Below are 17,729 nucleotides of genomic sequence, written 5' to 3' on the forward strand. Positions count from 1 at the left end.
ATGTAGACATATTCTAGTCCAGGCATTTCCCGGGGTTGCCAACCCCGCAGGGTCAGACGGAGATTTGACCGTATATAACGAGCCTTAGCTGGGCGTATAGATCTCCTTGAGTCGAGCTCGTTCGTCTTCGCTCATTGCCTCTGCTTCCGCCCGGACCTCTGCTCGGGTACGCCCACTACCTTGCTGAGCCGACGCCGGCAGGGGTAGGCCCCTGTACTGCAATGCCCATGCACGCTTGTCGGCTTTGGCCTCCGCAAGTTCTGCCCGAACTTGCTCAGCTGTCTTCCCTCCCGCGGCGTGACTGGGGGCAGTCTCGTAACCGATTTCAGTGTCAGTTTGGTGCCAGGTCTCCGACGCTTGGGCGATGGAAGGCAGAGTGAGCGCGGCACCGAGTATCAGTACATTGCGGGTGTGACGAATCAGCATAAAAATCTCCATGTTCCGTATGCAGCAGGCGCGCGGCTGCGTCGCCTACACGCTTTTCGTTAAGCGTTGGTGACACTCTACAAAATGAACCTCGTCAATTCGCAAACACCCTGATTACGAATTCGTAAAGTTCCGAACATTACGGAATTGTCATTTTTCTGTCGAGATATTGACGAGGCGTGTTAGCTACAGTGCCGGCTATCTGCCTGTGATCCCGCCGGTGAAACATGGCCCGACCTGATCGGTCCAGCTAAGTCCTCGCCAAGCCTAAATTCCTTACGGTAAAAAATGCGTCTACTCTCGCCGCCGCTGGCCATCGCGGCCCTGTTGCTCGTCACTTCGACGCAGGCCAAAGAGCCTGCGAAACTCGACTCATTTCTTGCTAAAGCGGCGCCTATAGATACGGTAAGCGTTGACGGGCGCTTGCTGACACTCGAGCAGGCGTTGAGCATGGCGCTGGAGCGCAATCCGATGCTTGCCGCGTCAAAATATGAGGCTTCCGCAGGCGACGGTCTTGTTACCCAGGCTGGACTTATGCCAAATCCGTCCCTCGATATTGGCGTCGACGATACTCAGGAGGCCACGCGTACGACGACCGCCTTGCTCAACATGCCCATCGAGCTCGGCGGCAAACGTGCCGCGCGCGTCACTGCGGCGGAGCTTTCGCGTGACATTGCAAAGCAGGACGTAAATAGCGCCCGAGCAACGCTGCGCGCCTCCGTAATCGCTGCATTTTTCGATCTGGCCGTAGCGCAAGAATCAGTGCGCGTTGCGGACGATAATGTTGAGATTGCGGCCAGTGCGCTGCGCCTAGCAGAGCGTAGGGTCGCTGCAGGAAAAGCTCCTCCTTTGGAGAGCAGCAAGGCCGGAGTGGCAATGGCAAACGCTCGGATTGAGGCGCGAGCGGCGAAAGAAAACTTGCTGAATGCCCGCCGAAATTTAGCCGTTCTCTGGGGGGAAAACGATCCAAAATTTGATTCGGTAGAGGCAGACATCGATCTACTTCCGGCGAGAGGGACCTTGGATGCACTCCGCGCGGAGTTAGCGGGGTCGCCTATTTTGCAGTCGGGTCGGATGGCGGTCGACTTGGGACAGGCGTTAATCGAAGTCGAGAAGAGTAAGCGCTATCCAGATATCACGGTCAGCGTAGGTGTTGCTCGTGACAATGAGGTCGGACGCAACAAGCCGCAGATCGGTATTTCCATCCCTCTACCTATCATCGACAGAAATCAAGGCAATGTGTACGCCGCCTCAATGCAGGCTTACAAGGCCCGGGACACATATCGGGACTTGCAGGCACGACTGACGGCAGACTTACTAAAAGCTGTTTCTCAGTTCGATCTTGCCGTCGCGGCGGCGCGTGATTACCGAGGGTCGGTTATCCCGGGAGCCTCGCAAGCGTTTGAGTCAGCCAGCAAGGGATTTGAGGCAGGGAAATTTGGATTTCTCGACGTGTTGGACGCGCAACGTACATTATCAGACGCAAACATCGCATACCTCAGGGTAGTGGCATCAGCATACCAAGCCCATTCTGAAATCCAGCGGATCCTTGGACGTTGAGTCCAGTAGAGAAAACAATATGTTGAACAACGGATATTCGAGCATCGCAAAGCATGTCAAGTACGCGGTAGCGATTTTTGTGCTGTTTCTTACGGGCTCTGGTCCTCTGTACGCTGCTCAGGATGAACATGACCATGAAGAGCACGAGAGCACTCCTGCAAGCTCCGCCCAAATGGCCGAGGCCGCCGGCCCAAATGGCGGTACGCTCACGTCCGTCGAAACATTTGGGGTGGAACTGCTGCTTAGCGAAGAGGGAGGAGAGCCTCGCCTGAAGGTTTGGGGGTATGCCGAAGGGCAGCCGATTGCAGTAGAACCAGGGGAGGTGGTTGCGAAGTTGACGCGTCCGAATGGAGAAGTGGAGAACCTCACATTTCGCAAAGAAGGTGGCGGTTTGGTTAGTGTGCAATCTATCGCGGAGCCCCACTTCTTTAAAATTGAAGCCGACGTCCACTTATCTGATCAACAGGTCGTCCGCGCTTCTCTAGAGAAAGAGGAGGGCAGGATTTCCCTATCGCCGGAGCAGGTCAAGACTGCTGGTATCAAAATCGCGGTGGCGGGGCCTGCACCTTTGCCGACGTCTGCCCAATTCCCCGGGGAAGTCAAGTTCAATGCCGATCGTACCGCGCACGTAGTGCCGCGGATGGCGGGCGTGGTGGAAAGCGTTTCAGCCGACCTAGGGCAACAAGTTAAGAAGGGCCAGCTTCTGGCCGTGATTTCCAGTGCGTCGTTATCGGATTTGCGCAGCGAGTGGCTGGCTGCCACAAAGCGACGAGAATTGGCCGCACAGACGCATGCCCGAGAGAGGCGCCTATGGCGCGAAAAGGTTTCCGCAGAGCAGGATTACCAAATCGCACGTGCGGCATTAAACGAGGCCGAAATCGCCGTGCAAAATGCTACGCAGAAATTGAGCGCAGTGGGCGCACTCCCGCAGACGAAAGATCTCGCGCTGTTGGAGGTTCGCGCACCATTTGATGGAATGATAGTGGAGAAGCACATAGCACTTGGGGAGGCACTTGCAGATAACGCCAGCATATTCACAATCTCGGACTTAAGCACCGTCTGGGCGGAGTTTGTGATTGCTCCCAAAGATCTGGCCTCGGTACGCATCGGAGAGGACGCCATCGTGTCATCCACTGCGTTCGAGGCAACTGTACAGGGCAAAGTCTCCTACATCGGATCATTGCTCGGTCAGCAGACGCGCACGGCGACGGCACGCGTTACTTTGAACAATCCGGCAGCCGCCTGGCGACCGGGCCTCTTTGTGACGGTGCAGGTGATTACCGACGACTCGGAGGTCGCGGTCGGTGTCGACGCAGATGCCGTTCACACAGTTGATGGACAGTCCATTGTGTTCATCGAGGTCCCCGGTGGCTTTCTGGCGCAGCCGATCACGGTCGGAAAGAGTTCCAACTCGATGGTTGAAATAACGCGAGGCCTGAAGCCTGGCGTTCGCTATGCTGTTGAAAACGCTTTTACATTAAAGTCGGAGCTCGGCAAAGCCAGTGCCGATCACGCACATTGAAGCGGAGAGACCATGTTTGAGCGCCTCATCCGCTTTGTAATCGAGCAGCGTTGGATGGTTCTATTCCTGACACTTGGAATGGCCGCCATCGGTGTATATAACTATTCACGCCTTGCAATTGATGCGGTTCCCGATATCACCAACGTGCAAGTACAGATCAACGTTGGGGCACCAGGCTATTCTCCGCTGGAAACTGAACAAAGAATCACTTATCCGATTGAAACTGTCATGGCTGGCCTTCCGGGGTTGGAGCAGACGCGATCATTGTCACGTTATGGTCTTTCTCAGACGACAGTAATTTTTGAGGATGGAACGGATATCTATTTTGCAAGGCAGTTGGTAAACCAGCGCCTGCAAGAAGCCAGGGATAGCTTGCCGGCCGGAATAACTCCTACGCTCGGGCCAATTTCGTCAGGTTTGGGCGAAATCTACTTGTGGACCGTAGAAGCGGAGCCTAATGCCCGAAAAGAAGATGGTTCCCCGTATACGCCAATGGATCTGCGTGAGATACAAGATTGGGTCATTAAGCCACAATTGCGTAATATCCCTGGCGTGACCGAGGTTAATTCCATTGGTGGCTTTGCGAAGGAATACCAAGTCGCACCTAGCACCGAGCGGCTTGCATCATATGGGCTCACACTCGCCGACGTCATGACGGCGTTGGAAAGCAATAACGCCAACGTTGGTGCGGGTTATATCGAGCGCAAGGGCGAGCAATACCTAATACGCGCGCCAGGTCAGGTCAAGTCCATCGAAGATATCGGCAATATCGTGCTGACTTCGGTCAACGGGCAAGCAATTCGCATACGGGATGTTGCCGACGTAGGAATTGGCCGCGAATTGAGAACGGGCGCGGCTACGGATAACGGTCAGGAAGTCGTGCTCGGCACGGTGTTCATGCTCATTGGGCAGAATAGCCTTGCCGTCTCCGAAGCAGTGTCGGAAAAGCTAGATTCCATCAACAAAACCCTACCGGACGGCGTTAAAGCTGTCACGGTTTATGACCGGGCGAATTTGATTGACAAGGCGATAGCCACGGTCAAGAAAAATCTGCTTGAAGGGGCGGCGTTGGTCATAGTCGTCTTGTTTGTATTTCTTGGGAACATAAGGGCCGCGCTTATTACAGCGGCGATCATCCCACTTTCCATGCTGTTTACCTTCACGGGGATGGTCACCTATAAAGTCAGTGCCAATTTGATGAGTCTTGGGGCGTTGGACTTTGGCATCATCGTAGATGGCGCAGTCGTAATCGTGGAGAACTGCGTGCGACGTTTGAGCCACGCTCAAGCTCTTCAGCAGCGGGCACTGACGCGCTCTGAACGCTTTCACGAGGTTTTTGCGGCTGCGCGGGAGGCGCGCCGGCCTTTGCTCTACGGGCAGTTAATTATCATGGTGGTTTACCTGCCAATTTTTGCGCTGAGTGGTGTAGAAGGACGGATGTTTCATCCTATGGCGTTGACCGTGGTCTTCGCGCTGCTGGGCGCTATGATTCTATCCGTGACCTTTGTGCCGGCGGCAGTGGCACTCTTTATGGGAAACAAAGTATCGGAGAAAGAAAACCGCTTAATGACGTGGGCGACGCGTCGATATCAGCCTCTGCTGGAGGGCACGCTGCGCCGCACTCCAATTGTGCTGGCCGCAGCAACTATATTGGTTATCGTTTGTGGTGTGCTTGCTTCTCGTCTGGGTAGCGAATTTATTCCGAACTTGAACGAAGGGGACATGGCGATCCAAGCCCTTCGCGTTCCCGGAACTAGTCTCACACAGTCGGTCGAAATGCAAAAGCAAATCGAGAGCCGGCTTAAGGAGAAATTTCCGGAAATTGAACGGGTGTTCGCGCGCACGGGGACGGCGGAAATTGCTTCGGATGCCATGCCGCCGAATATCTCAGACGGCTACATCATGCTTAAGCCTATAGATCAATGGCCAGCGCCACGGAAGTCACATGCTGAACTGCTGGCAGCGATTCAGGAAGAAGCAGCACAAATTCCGGGTAATAATTACGAGTTCTCGCAACCCATTCAATTGAGATTCAACGAGCTGATCTCGGGGGTTCGCAGCGATGTGGCGGTAAAGGTTTTTGGCGATGATAACGAAGTCCTGAACGCGACAGCCACGGAGATCGCGGAAGTTCTGGAAACAATCCCTGGCGCTTCTGAGGTGAAGGTTGAACAGACTACGGGATTGCCGATGCTTACTGTCAACATCGATCGTGCGCGTGCAGCACGGTATGGACTGAGTATGGCTGCGATACAGGATACGTTGGCTATTGCTGCGGGCGGTCGCGAGGCTGGGACGTTTTTCCAAGGGGATCGACGCTTCGACATCATAGTGCGCTTACCGGAAAAAGTGCGGGAAAACATTGCGGAGCTTCGCAATCTGCCAATTGCACTGCCTGCAGCGCCTGATTCAAAGACGACCTATATTCCGCTAAGTGAGGTAGCAGACTTTGATCTTTCGCCAGGTCCTAATCAGATCTCACGAGAGGACGGCAAGCGCCGTATCGTTGTGAGTGCCAATGTGAGAGGACGCGATTTGGGCTCATTCGTGTCCGAGGCAACCAGCGAGATCGAAGCACGGGTGAAAGTCCCTTCTGGCTACTGGACTTCCTGGGGAGGTACATTTGAACAACTCCAGTCCGCAGCCAACCGGCTCCGAATAGTGGTCCCAGCTGCGTTGTTGTTAGTGTTCGGATTGTTGTTTGCCATGTTTGGCAACGTTAGGGACGGCTTGATCGTCTTTACAGGCATTCCATTTGCGCTTACCGGCGGTGTAGTGGCATTGTGGTTGCGCGGTATTCCGCTGTCGATCACAGCCGCCGTTGGCTTCATTGCACTCTGCGGCGTAGCGGTACTGAACGGCTTGGTATTGCTGTCGTTCATCCGTTCGATGCGCGAGGCTGGCAGATCTGTGGACCAGGCCGTACGGGAGGGTGCGATCAGCCGGCTGAGGCCGGTTTTAATGACGGCTCTGGTAGCCTCGCTTGGCTTTGTGCCTATGGCAATCGCAACGGGGACAGGGGCAGAAGTGCAGCGGCCCTTGGCGACAGTAGTGATTGGCGGAATCATATCCTCAACGATCCTCACCCTGCTCGTGCTTCCGGCGCTGTATCGGCTGGTCCACCGGCACGACAGAGAAGAGATGGAGCTGGAAGAGGTGTCTGAACAAGCCAAGCATGCACCCGCTGTATGAAGGTTTTGGCCGAAATGTCGGCCAAAACCTCCGCTGATGTGCGACGACCTTGCTTACTGCTGAAGGGCCGCATGCGCCGCAATCTACACGAGGCATTCAGCTTGCGTAGTAACGCGCAGAACCGTTAGGGAGAATGCTTCGTGATCGTCGCCGCTGCTTCAGAAGGGAACCACATTCGACGCTCCTGGGCCGGCCTGGTTCTGGCATGGGCAACTGCGCTGGGCGCAACATTATCTGCCCTTTTCATTGGCGAAGTGTTGGGGCAGACCCCCTGTGTATTGTGTTGGTACCAGCGGATATTCATGTTTCCGCTCTGCTGGATACTAGGTGTCGCCTGCTATCGTGAGGATTATGGGGTCTGGCGTTACGCCTCACCCTTGGCGCTAGTCGGCGGTGGGATCGCAGGTTATCACACGCTGTTGTACTGGCATGTGATTGAGCCGGAGATCTCCGTTTGTTCGGCGGCTAGCTCCTGTTCAGGTGCCGCCATGACAATCTTTGGTTCTGTACCCTTGCCGTTTCTCTCACTGCTTGCGTTTACTATGATCGTAGCCTCCCTTTTCACGGCCCGACACTATTCCAAACAATGAATCGACGTCTGCTTATCATCACCATCGGTGCAACTTCGCTTATCGTATTTGCTGTCGCCGTCCTATCTGTACGGTTAACGGGTGCGCCGGAATCGAAAACGATCCAGCAATCCGTCGCGCGTAAGGACGGAGCAATGCTAGTGCGCTTTCATTCCCCTGTGATTGGGCGCTTCGATGCGCCTATAACCATCGTCGAGTTCTTTGATCCTTCGTGCGAAGGCTGCCGTGCTTTTTATCCACACGTTAAAAAACTCTTGAAGAAGCACCCAGACGACGTCCGCTTGGTGTTGCGCTATGTGTTGCTTCACAAAGGATCCGAGCCAGTGGTGAGAATGCTGGAGGCGGCTCGTAAGCAGGAGCTCTTTCTCCCGGTTTTAGAGGCAGTGCTGAACGCGCAGCCAGAATGGCATGACGATCCAAACGTCGCTGCTGCATGGAGCGCTGCGGCACGCGCGGGCCTGAATGAAGCGAAAGCCCGCGTTGATATGCAGGACGGAGCCGTCAGCGCAATCATTGAGGCCGACGCGAAGGACGTCAACGCTGTAGGTATAAAGGGCACTCCCACATTCTTCGTCGAGGGAAGCCGACTTGACAAGCTTACGCCCCAGGAGCTTTCAAATGCAGTCGGAGAAGCAGTGGGCCGCCACAAACGGCAGCAGTAACGTGTGATGGGCAGCTTTGTTCTGCCTCATATTGAATGGTTCAAATACCGACGCCTCAAGATTAATCGTTGTTGATTTATGAAGGCATCCCGATTCGGTAGGCGTTTTCGGAGGTTTTGAATTCCGCCACTGCTGAGGCGAATCACTCAAGACCTTTAGTTCATCCCTTTGAAACTATCTGGGCATTGTCAATGAACGACAGCAACGGCAGTGATGAGAGCGACAAATTTGATGACCGCTCAATGGGCGATCGTAAGATCTTGTTGCTTGTTTTAATTATCAACCTGAGCCAGTGCTCAGTTGGGGTCGTGGTTGGAATGTGGGCTTCTTCAACTGCACTAATTGGAGCTGCCCTGGATAATCTGGCCGATGCGTCCGTGTACGGCGTCAGCCTCTATGCGGTTGGACGTTCACAGGCGATAAAAATCCGAGCCGCCCGTCTCTCGGGCTGGCTGTTGATTGCCTTGGCGGCGATGCTGGCAGCTGAGGTCCTTCGGCGGTTCTTTGGCGGCGAGGCACCAGTGGGTCCGGCAATGATGGCGATGGCCGCAGCGAATGCGGCACTCAATATCATCTGCTTGAGATTGCTAAAGCGCCATCGCGGAGAGGACGTCAACTTTAAGGCGTCAACTATCTTTACAAGCAACGACTCGGTCGTCAACCTCGGAATTGTCCTTTCAGGTGCCCTGGTATTGGGACTGGACTCCAATCTGCCGGACCTCATTCTTGGCTTGGTTGTGTCGGTTATCGCGGCCAAAGGTGGTCGCGACATTCTGGGCGAGGCTAGCAAGGCCGTGGAGAGTGCCGACTCGGCTTAGACACCGCGACACTTGTCCGTCAGGACCATGCCTGTCGACTAATAACCCGCCTGCTGCCTTTCAGCAGGCGGACAATGCGGCCCTAACGCCAGAGGCGAGCAGTAACTCGGTGGAATGGTCTCCGGCTGACCGCGGGACTCCGGCGATAGTCTGCGTGCAACCACGATGATTGCTGGATTGTTGCTGACACCAATCTGTCATGTTTGCGATATGGTCTGTCTGGATATACAGAATCAATGACGCTATTTGCGCCAATATGTCTACAGTACGCCCTACATCGCCAGCCGTTGCCAGCCATTTCAACCCTGATCCTCCACACGGAGAAACGTCTTTTCAGCACGCATTGAGCGCCTTTCACGCGTTGTCTCAGCCGACGCGCCTAGAGATATTTCGCCTGCGGGTGAGCCGAGAGCCCGAAGGTGTCGCAGCAGGAACGATTGCAGAACGCGTGGGTGGCCCCCACAACACGGTATCGCAGCACCTATCAGTGTTGGCGCGCGGGCCTAGTTTGGGGGGCCGACAAGGGCCTAGCATTATTTACCAGGCTGATGTTGCCTTGATGGGCGCTTTGATGTCCTTCATGTTGACCGATCAGGCGGCCAGATGCTCAGATTTCACCGGATTTATGTGTGCCGGCGGACTCATTGAAATGAGGGCGATTGGCGACATATTTACCAATTCGAAGCAGCAGCAAACCTCTGACTAGATTATCGGTCGTTTCGGATAGACGCGCGTTTGCGAGCAAACTCTTGCATACGAGGTTGAAGCCTCAATTTTATGGACTTAGAAGGGGGCTATCTCGGCGATCTATCGCGCTTCCACGCAGTCTCGATCCACCGCCCCTGCGGGACTGGACGAATCTGCCAGCAAGCCCAGTGCGCCGTGACATTGACGGGAGGGGTTGACTTCAGACGGTAACCTACGCGGCTAATCTCGCGCTAGCGAGGCCCTGCTCCCATACGCGGAAGCAGCTTCACGTAGACCAGTTCACTGATGAGCTCAACTAGCGTCTGCGCGACGATCACCGCAGGAATCAAGGGAACGGCGCCTGGAATGGCCATCCCGAGCGGCAGAACCACCAGCGAATTGCGGGTGGCGGCGCTGAATGCCACGGCACGCCCTTGGGCGGTGGGCAGCCGCCAAGCACGCGCCACGTACCAACCCAAAAGCGGTCCAGTGATAGCAAAGACGACATAGATCGGCACAACAGTACGCACGACACCCAGTGCATGTCCAAGTTGCGGTGTCGTTGCGGCTACGACGACGAACAACACCGCCGCGGTGGCTGGCACCGGTAGTAAGCCCAGCATGTTCACGATATCCTGGCCCGGTCTTCCGCGCGATGCCCAGGCTTGGCAGGCAGCGGCCAGGACCAGCGGTACGGCAATCAGCCAGATAAAGGCATGCATAAATGGCTCCCATTTCACCAGGTCAGCTGCCGTATGGTCCAAGAGCCATCCGAGGAAGATTGGTAGGAGCAACATTTGCCCAATCAACAACACCGGCGTGGAGGCCAGCAGTGGCCGAGCGTCAGCGCGCCCCAAGTGTGCGAAGGTCACGACATAATCGATGCATGGTGTCAGTAGTACCAGCAGGACGCCTATGCGTAGCAGCGGATCAGCAGGCAGCCAGGGTAGCAGCACGACAACTAGTAGCGGTACCGCTATGAAGTTCGCCGTTAGCAGCGCGCCCAGGAAGCGTACGTTCGATAGAGCCTCCCGCAATTCCGTCAGAGGTACCTGCAGAAAGGTCACAAAAAGCATGAAGGCCAGCAGAGGATCGATAGCTGGCGCCAGCGCCACTGTTCCAGGCAATTGCCACGCTAGGCACAAAGCCACTATGACGGCCGCGAAGTAGACAAAGATCTGCCAGGATTCCAGGCGTTCGCGATATTTGGCTAGGGACACGGTAAATCCTGGAAAAGCGATGGTATACAGCGCGATGAAGCACATCGCCACCGCCTATATGGGTACGGGCTTGGCCCTATAGGTACCACAAGAATCGTTCAAGTACGACGGCATCGGGCCAGGACGGTACCCATAAATTCCAAACTAAGAAAAGCCATACGAATAATTTCTCATGATAGCAGCTGTCGCAATCTTCGTGCCGACATGTTGTCGGGATTGGCAGAGCAGGGCATGTGGGCCGCGACGTTCGGCACAGGCTTTCTGGCAGCCTTTCTTTCCTCTGTCATGAACAACATGCCCACCGTATTGATAGGTGCATTGTCGATTGATGCTAGGCAAACCGACGGAGTCGTGAAAGAGGCCATGATCTACGCAAATGTCATCGGTAGCGATCTGGGGTCCAAGATCACGCCCATCGGAAGCTTGGCCACACTACTCTGGCTGCACGTACTCGAGTGCAAAGGCACCGTCATCTCCTGGGGGTATTACTTCAAGGTCGGTATCGTGTTGACGTTGCCAGTGCTCGCCGTGACTTTGGCTGCCCTAGTTTGGCGATTAGATTAGGTCGTACGTCAGCTACACCAGGGGCTTGACGCGAGCTCTCCTCCCGCGGATATGTGGAATGATCGCTGTGCGAGTCCCCGGCTCGGACGCACACGATCAACTCTTAATTCAGTACATTGTTTTTTTCAAAAAAAATGCCTGGAATTGTAGCCAGCCTCTGGTCGGTTGGCGCAGCACTGAGCGTCGGTACCGGTAAATCTTTGCCCCCATTGTTTGTTCAGAAACCGAGCTACCTCCCGAGGTAGGTAGCGGTGACTTGTGCTCTTTCATGCCCCAGCTCCTGGCTAATGGTTTGCCGCGCGTGAGCATCCTGCACGCGCTGCGCAGACGTCAGGAGCTTCGTTGACAGTCCGTCCGCCGCAGGGGCTTTCCAGCCGGTCAAGACCTCATAGCGGCTTTGCGCATACTGATGACGTAGCCCATGCATATGACTTAGGCCCGCTGCCTTGCACTGCCCATCGTAGACGTGCCGCTGCTGGATGTAGTTCTTGTGCGCCGGGATCAATGACCCGGTTCCCGCCAGACGGTGCGCCGCTTGCAGCACCTCACGCTGGGCTGGCGTGGTAATTGGTACGATTCGCTCCCTTCCACCTTTCGTCCATGAGCCTTTCAGGGCGAGATGGTCTCCTTTGTCTGCATAACGGGGCTGGAAGAGGAGCGATTCTTTCCGGCGCAATCCAAAGGCGGCCTGTAGCTGAAGGCTCATACGCACGTGGGCATCGGTAACGTGAGCAAGACCTGTGCCCAGTTCGCGTGCCTTGCTGACATTGGTCACATAGCGGCGCTCGGCCACGCCCAGTTGCGTGTTGTCCGCCGGCAGGATGCCCGCCTTGCCGATCTTCTCGGCCCACCAACGCAGGTGCGAAAGTCGATTCTTGATGGTGCCAGCGGACAAGCCTTCATCTTGCCAACGTTCTAAAAGGGCTTCGACATGCTTTCCCTTGAGCGATGGGGCCTTCATCTGTCGGAAACCGGCCTCGCGCAGTTGCCGCGCAACCAACGTCAGCGAGCGTGTGCGGTCGGCCTGGGTGGTGTGACTGCCGTCGCGGTTGCGCTGGCAAAGCTGGCGCAGGGTATAGGTCAAGTCATCCATTTTTCCGTCTCTGGGTGAACGTGTTGTCGGTACTGTCGTGTTGTCCTGAAACCCAATGGTTAGTGTTAGTGCCAACTCGCTAGGCGAGATCCCGTGAGGGCAAGGGCATGGTGTTCAGGGGACACCAAAGCCTCGAATGAGGCCTCCGTCTTGCTCCCTGCTGGAAGGCCGAACGGACGTACTGCGAGATGAAAATGCGCTGAACGTGGATGAACCCTCCGTGTTAAAAGTGAGTGAGATAAGTAGGGAAAGCCGCCGCAACCTAGCGCATTGCACGCAAGGCATGGTCGCTGGGGACAGTGCGCCGTGGGCGCGAAAAAGGATGAGTACAAGTAGATAAAAGAAGGCTCCACCCCATGGGTAGGGGTCGGTATGCAGCAGGAGCCTGGGCATACCTGGATGGGTTCCACCCTGACGGGCCAGTGCTTGAAGGAACCCGCGGTGCTGGGGTGCCGATGTATGAAGCCCATCGGTCTTGGCAACTGTCTGGTCAGTGTAGGCCGGCCATCATCATGTATGCCGCACACAATAGGATTTGGTTTTGCCCGTATTGTTGCTGGGATGCGTGGGGCCGTCACTGCGGCGCGCAGTGACGGCCCATGTCGCGGCATCGGTGCCGTGCTGCGGCAAAAGGCGCTGCGGCAGCGTTCGCGCCGGTCCCTTACCTGTTGCGGCACTGACGCGGCCTTCGGCCTTGTCGGCTGCCTGCGCAGGGATGCCATGGTTCCCATGTCACGCCTGCACAGGCAGCTCGCGTGCAAAGCCATGCGGCAGCCTCCACACGAGCGACGTGCAATCGGTCAGAGCAAGCCGCGAGTAGTGGGTGTCATTGGCGGGCGCGTAAGCCGCAGCAGCGGCGTGCCGCCGCCGGCGAGCACCGAACGGGTGAGCACCCGGCGTAAGCGCACCATCGACGCCCACGCAGCGTATCAGCCTGTCGGCTGGGTGCCAGGGATGTGTGTCCCCCTGCACTCTTGCCCTTCGGCGAGAGCGGTGCTCCAAGCGGCCGCGCCTCGTTAAGGCCCGCAGGAGCGCGAAGCCAAGGCCAGCCCTAGGCAGGACGAGGCCGCCAGCCGTTAGCCTGCACCACCTGCGCGGCAAGCTCGCCCGCATGCTCCGGCATATTCAGCGTCTTGCGCAGGTGAGCGAGGTACGCAAACGCGGTTTCGCGCGATGCGGGCTGCATGGGTGGCTCTGGACGGGTGGCCAGACGCGGGGTCGCCGCTGTTGTACTCGCACCGGGCTGTTGTGGCAGGCTGGCAGGTTGCTCCGCCTTGCGGCCCGCCCACAAGCGAAATTCTCCGGCAAGCACCCGCTTGATCAGGCCAAAAAAGTAAGCGATGACATTGCGCACGGTGCCGCTCTGGCTGCGTGCCTGCAATTCGTCCAGCACCTCTTGGCGATGCGCGGGCGGCAGCCGGCGCAAGGCGGCCTGCACATCTTTTTGCTGATCAGTTTTAGCGTTACTCAGGCAAGGCGGCAAGGCCAAGGGGGAGGATACTGAGCCGCCCTCCTTATACGCGCGTGCGCGGTACGTACGTTCTTTTTTATACATATACGTCTTATACGTACTGTCTTGCTCGTGCGGCATGGGGTGGGCGTGGCCGGTCTGCAGCGGACTCTCCATGCTGCTGACGGAATCCTCCAACGCCGGTGTTTGGGCAGCGTCCTGGTCCGATGGCGATGGCGGCATGGGACCAGGTGGCTCGTCGTCGTCGTGGCTCGGCTTGCGAGCGTCGTTATCGCTCGCCGTGGGCGCTTGCTCCAACGTTTCCCGGATGTGCATGGCGACGCGATCCACCTGGTTGTCTTCGCCGTCGACGGACTCGTGCAACAGTTGCGCCAAGCCAGCATCCCGCTCGCTGGCCTGCTCAAAGCGCAATGCGAGCTCATGCACCTCATACCGCTCGCTCAGGACATGGCCCGTCATGGGATCGCGATGCTGCCCAATCAGACTGATCCAGCCGGTCAGACGCAGCACGACGAGTACGCGCCGCGCGGTCAGGTAGCCCGCACGCTGCCCCAGGGGCGTGGTAGTGAGGTAGCGGCGCAATTGCCCCAGGCTAGCCAGTGGGCTCACACCGTCTGCGCCGCGCAGCATGCGCAGGACTTGCCAGGCATTGCGCTCTAGCGGCGTGAGCCGGGTATCGAGCATGAGCGCAGAGGGCGTGGTAAACAGGGCATTGTGCCTCTGCGGATCGTGGTGGTGATGATGATGGTCTGACATGAGAAGCCTCCAGAGATCGGGCCACAGCGGCCCGTTACCTCCCATCTCATCGCAGTCTCGCTCACCCGTCAGGCAACAATGCGATCTGCTCCATACCCGTATTGACCGGTGCGTAGATCGCACTATTATCGCCTCGGGGTACGGCCCGTTCACTGACCCACTTTTCCAACGCACTCGTTACGAGAGGCAAGTCTCAACCCGCCGTGCGCATAGCGACGACCTTGCTCATACGCAGCCTGCCTACGTGATCCGCCCAGGCCTGCATCATCTTCGCCCGGGGCGTCAGATACAGCGCATGGTTGTAGGCGGCGCTCACGTCATCGCGTTCCTGATGCGCCAATTGCAGTTCAATGTGGGCGTGAGGCCAGCCTTGCTCATGCAAAATGGTGGACGCCATGCCGCGAAAGCCGTGGCCGGTCATGCGGCCCCGATAGCCCATACGATATAGCGCATAAAGAATCGTGTTGTTGCTCATGTGCGTAGGCTTGCCCGTATCGGCGGGGAAGACATAATCGCGCCCGAAGGACAGCGCCCGTAGCGTTTCCAAAACGGCAATGGACTGACGACTGAGCGGCACAATGTGGGGCGTGCGCATCTTCATCCGTTCGGCAGGAATATCCCAGCGCTTGCCGGGCAGATCAAACTCGCTCCATGTTGCGCCAATCAACTCGGATGTGCGCACGAACGTCAGCACCATCAATTGCAGTGCCAGCCGGGTATGTTCGCCGCCGACGTAATGGTCAATGTCGCAAAGCAATTGCGGCAGGTCTTTGGCATCCAGTCTGGCATAGTTGCGTTTCTTGCGGGTGGGCAAGATGTCTGCCGGCTGCACATCGGCCACCGGATTGCGCTCGGCAAGATCGTGGGCCACAGCATAGCGCATGATCTGGCTGCATTTCTGCAATTGCCGCTTGGCAATATCCAGTGCGCCGCGTTGTTCGATGGCTTTTACGCAGTCCCGCACATGGGCAGTAGTCAGTTCCGCGACTGGCTTGTCGCCAATGGCAGGAAACACGTCAATCTCCAGACGTCGCCAAACATCAGCATCGTGTTTCGTGGTTTTGCCGATTTTCCACTGTTCGCGCCACTGCTGCGCCACCTTGCGAAACGTCAGGCTGGCCACCTGACGTTCTTCCTGACGCCCGGCCATCGGATCGATACCGGCCTTTAACTGGCGCTTGGTCTGAAGGTGCGCATCGCGCGCTGCCGCCAAGGTCAGAACCGGATACACCCCATAGGCCACAGTCTTGCGCTTGGCGTTGAAGCGGTAGTCGTAGCGCCAATACTTGCCCGCCCGGTTGACTAGTAGATAGAGCCCGGAACCATCGGTCAATTTATAGGGCTTGTCCTTCGGCTTGGCCTGCCGTACGGTGATATCCGATAACGCCATGACGGTATCTCTCCTGACGGTCGTTCAGATACCGTCCAACATACCGTCAGAATCTTGTCGCTGTCAACAGATCAGCTTGGATGTCCAGATAACAAAAAACCCGCAGAACATAGTGTTCATGCGGGTTTTGTGGACTTCTATAGATTTCTGTAGAACTTAAACTGGCGGAGACGGAGGGATTCGAACCCTCGATGCAGTTTTAAGCCACATGCTCCCTTAGCAGGGGAGTACCTTCAACCACTCGGCCACGTCTCCGCAGAACTTGTAATTCTAGCACGGTTTTTTTGACATACGCCACTGACGCATGCCAAAAACGGACGCGGAATCAGACTTTTTCAGCGGGTACCTGATCCAGGCCAAACGCCTTGTGCAACGAACGAACGGCCAGTTCCATGTATTTGTCGTCGATGACCACCGAGGTCTTGATTTCGCTGGTGCTGATCATCTGGATGTTGATGCCCTCTTGCGACAGCGTCTGGAACATCAGGCTGGCGACGCCGACGTGCGAACGCATGCCGATACCGACGATGGAGACTTTGGCGACTTTGTCATCGGTGACCAGTTCGCGCGCCTTGACGGCGGGCACGACTTCGCGCTGGAGCAGTTCGATGGTGCGCTGGAATTCGTTGCGGTTGACCGTGAACGAGAAATCGGTCGTGCCAGCGACGGACTGGTTTTGCACGATCATGTCGACGTCGATGTTGGCGGCGGCGACGGGGCCCAGGATGGAGAAGGCTACCCCCGGGGTGTCGGGCACGGCCAACAGGGTGATCTTGGCTTCGTCGCGGCTGAAGGCGATGCCGGAGACAACGGCGGCTTCCATTTTTTCGTCTTCCTCAAAAGTAATCAGCGTGCCCGAAGTCATTTCTTCTTCGAGCGGGATAAGGGGGTCGGTCAGCGAGGACAGCACACGGGTCGGAACGCGGTACTTGCCAGCGAATTCCACTGAGCGGATCTGCAGTACCTTGGAGCCCAGCGAGGCCATTTCGAGCATTTCTTCGAAGGACACGACGGACATGCGGCGTGCCTGCGGGACGACGCGCGGGTCTGTAGTGTAGACGCCGTCGACATCGGTGTAGATCAGGCACTCGTCTGCCTTGAGGGCAGCAGCCACGGCCACGGCCGAGGTGTCGGAGCCACCGCGGCCGAGCGTGGTGATGTGACCCTCGGGGTCGATGCCCTGAAAGCCAGTCACGATGACGACACGGCCGGCATCGAGGTCAGCGCGGATGCGGGCGTCTTCGATGGAGGTGATACGTGCCTTGGTAAAGGACGAGTCGGTGCGGACCGGCACCTGCCAACCTGTATAGCTGCGGGCGGCAACACCCTCGGCTTGCAGGGCAATGGCGAGCAGGCCGCTGCTGGCTTGCTCGCCCGTGGCGGCAATCATATCGAGTTCGCGGGGGTCGGGCTGGGGCGCGATTTCGCGGGCCAGGCCCAGCAGGCGGTTGGTTTCGCCGGCCATGGCCGACGGCACGACGACCACTTGGTGGCCAGCGGCATGCCACTTGGCGACGCGACGCGCGACGTTGCGGATGCGCTCGACTGAGCCCATCGAGGTACCGCCGTATTTGTGAACGATCAGGGACATCTCGTACTCTGGCTGGAAACCTGCCACTGCTGGGCAGGCAAAGCTGAGTATTTTAGCGCGTGGTGAAAATTTGCGCAGAGGGGGTCAATTTTGAGGAGGTTTAACGTTCGAAGTATCTCTATTTAGACGTACCGGCGGCGTGTCTGAGGGGGCGCTGGCCNNNNCGNTGAGTCCGCCCCGCCTGATG

General features: G+C 57.1%; 12 protein-coding genes, 1 tRNA gene and 1 pseudogene. 8 read left to right on the forward strand and 6 right to left on the reverse strand.

Annotated features, from left to right (window positions below; all coding sequences use genetic code 11):
- The first annotated feature begins 714 nt into the window (after positions 1-714).
- The 7 genes from ACNA0I_RS18840 (at position 715) to ACNA0I_RS18870 (ending at position 9,476) form a co-directional block, all read left to right on the forward strand.
- Entirely contained in the window at positions 715-1,986 is a 1,272-nt protein-coding gene (locus tag ACNA0I_RS18840) for a TolC family protein (protein WP_415807568.1), read from the forward strand.
- Positions 1,987-2,005: 19 nt separating this feature from the next.
- Positions 2,006-3,508, forward strand: coding sequence for an efflux RND transporter periplasmic adaptor subunit (locus tag ACNA0I_RS18845; RefSeq protein ID WP_415807569.1), 1,503 nt, complete (start codon positions 2,006-2,008; stop codon positions 3,506-3,508).
- A gap of 12 nt (positions 3,509-3,520) precedes the next feature.
- A complete protein-coding gene (locus ACNA0I_RS18850) occupies positions 3,521-6,700 on the forward strand; it encodes an efflux RND transporter permease subunit (RefSeq protein WP_415789058.1) in 3,180 nt (1,059 codons plus the stop codon).
- A gap of 140 nt (positions 6,701-6,840) precedes the next feature.
- Complete coding sequence (locus ACNA0I_RS18855) at positions 6,841-7,290, forward strand: disulfide bond formation protein B (RefSeq protein ID WP_415807570.1); 450 nt, start codon at positions 6,841-6,843, stop codon at positions 7,288-7,290.
- Positions 7,287-7,952, forward strand: a complete 666-nt coding sequence (locus ACNA0I_RS18860; RefSeq protein ID WP_415807571.1) for a DsbA family protein — start codon at positions 7,287-7,289, stop codon at positions 7,950-7,952. The genes ACNA0I_RS18855 and ACNA0I_RS18860 overlap by 4 nt, the downstream gene beginning before the upstream one ends.
- Positions 7,953-8,137: 185 nt before the next feature.
- Positions 8,138-8,770 carry a cation efflux transmembrane domain-containing protein gene (locus ACNA0I_RS18865; RefSeq protein WP_415807602.1) on the forward strand — a complete coding sequence of 211 codons (633 nt, stop codon included), beginning with the start codon at positions 8,138-8,140 and terminating at the stop codon, positions 8,768-8,770.
- Positions 8,771-9,026: 256 nt separating this feature from the next.
- Positions 9,027-9,476, forward strand: a complete 450-nt coding sequence (locus tag ACNA0I_RS18870) for an ArsR/SmtB family transcription factor (RefSeq protein WP_415807603.1) — start codon at positions 9,027-9,029, stop codon at positions 9,474-9,476.
- A gap of 232 nt (positions 9,477-9,708) precedes the next feature.
- Here the strand turns inward: ACNA0I_RS18870 and ACNA0I_RS18875 are convergent, their stop codons facing one another.
- Positions 9,709-10,677: an arsenic resistance protein gene (locus ACNA0I_RS18875; RefSeq protein ID WP_415807572.1), complete on the reverse strand. Its 969-nt coding sequence runs from the start codon at positions 10,675-10,677 to the stop codon at positions 9,709-9,711.
- 198 nt (positions 10,678-10,875) lie between these two features.
- On the opposite strand from ACNA0I_RS18875, the pseudogene ACNA0I_RS18880 reads away from it, so the two are divergent.
- Positions 10,876-11,241: pseudogene (locus tag ACNA0I_RS18880) on the forward strand (ArsB/NhaD family transporter); the annotation flags it as partial.
- Between the two features lie 229 nt (positions 11,242-11,470).
- On the opposite strand, the gene ACNA0I_RS18885 reads toward ACNA0I_RS18880, so the two are convergent.
- From ACNA0I_RS18885 to ACNA0I_RS18905, 5 genes are all read right to left on the reverse strand, one after another.
- A complete protein-coding gene (locus ACNA0I_RS18885; protein ID WP_415807573.1) occupies positions 11,471-12,334 on the reverse strand; it encodes a phage integrase N-terminal domain-containing protein in 864 nt (287 codons plus the stop codon).
- A 1,051-nt stretch (positions 12,335-13,385) separates the two neighbouring features.
- Complete coding sequence (locus ACNA0I_RS18890) at positions 13,386-14,561, reverse strand: STY4528 family pathogenicity island replication protein (protein WP_415807574.1); 1,176 nt, start codon at positions 14,559-14,561, stop codon at positions 13,386-13,388.
- A 193-nt stretch (positions 14,562-14,754) separates the two neighbouring features.
- Positions 14,755-15,951: a tyrosine-type recombinase/integrase gene (locus ACNA0I_RS18895; protein ID WP_415807575.1), complete on the reverse strand. Its 1,197-nt coding sequence runs from the start codon at positions 15,949-15,951 to the stop codon at positions 14,755-14,757.
- A 162-nt stretch (positions 15,952-16,113) separates the two neighbouring features.
- Positions 16,114-16,206: transfer RNA gene (locus tag ACNA0I_RS18900), tRNA-Ser, on the reverse strand.
- A gap of 70 nt (positions 16,207-16,276) precedes the next feature.
- Positions 16,277-17,542 (reverse strand): aspartate kinase, encoded by a 1,266-nt coding sequence (locus tag ACNA0I_RS18905; RefSeq protein WP_415807576.1) that lies wholly within the window; start codon positions 17,540-17,542, stop codon positions 16,277-16,279.
- Positions 17,543-17,729: the final 187 nt, after the last annotated feature.

This window comes from Bordetella muralis (genome assembly GCF_965139205.1).
Classification (GTDB): domain Bacteria; phylum Pseudomonadota; class Gammaproteobacteria; order Burkholderiales; family Burkholderiaceae_B; genus Bordetella_A; species Bordetella_A muralis.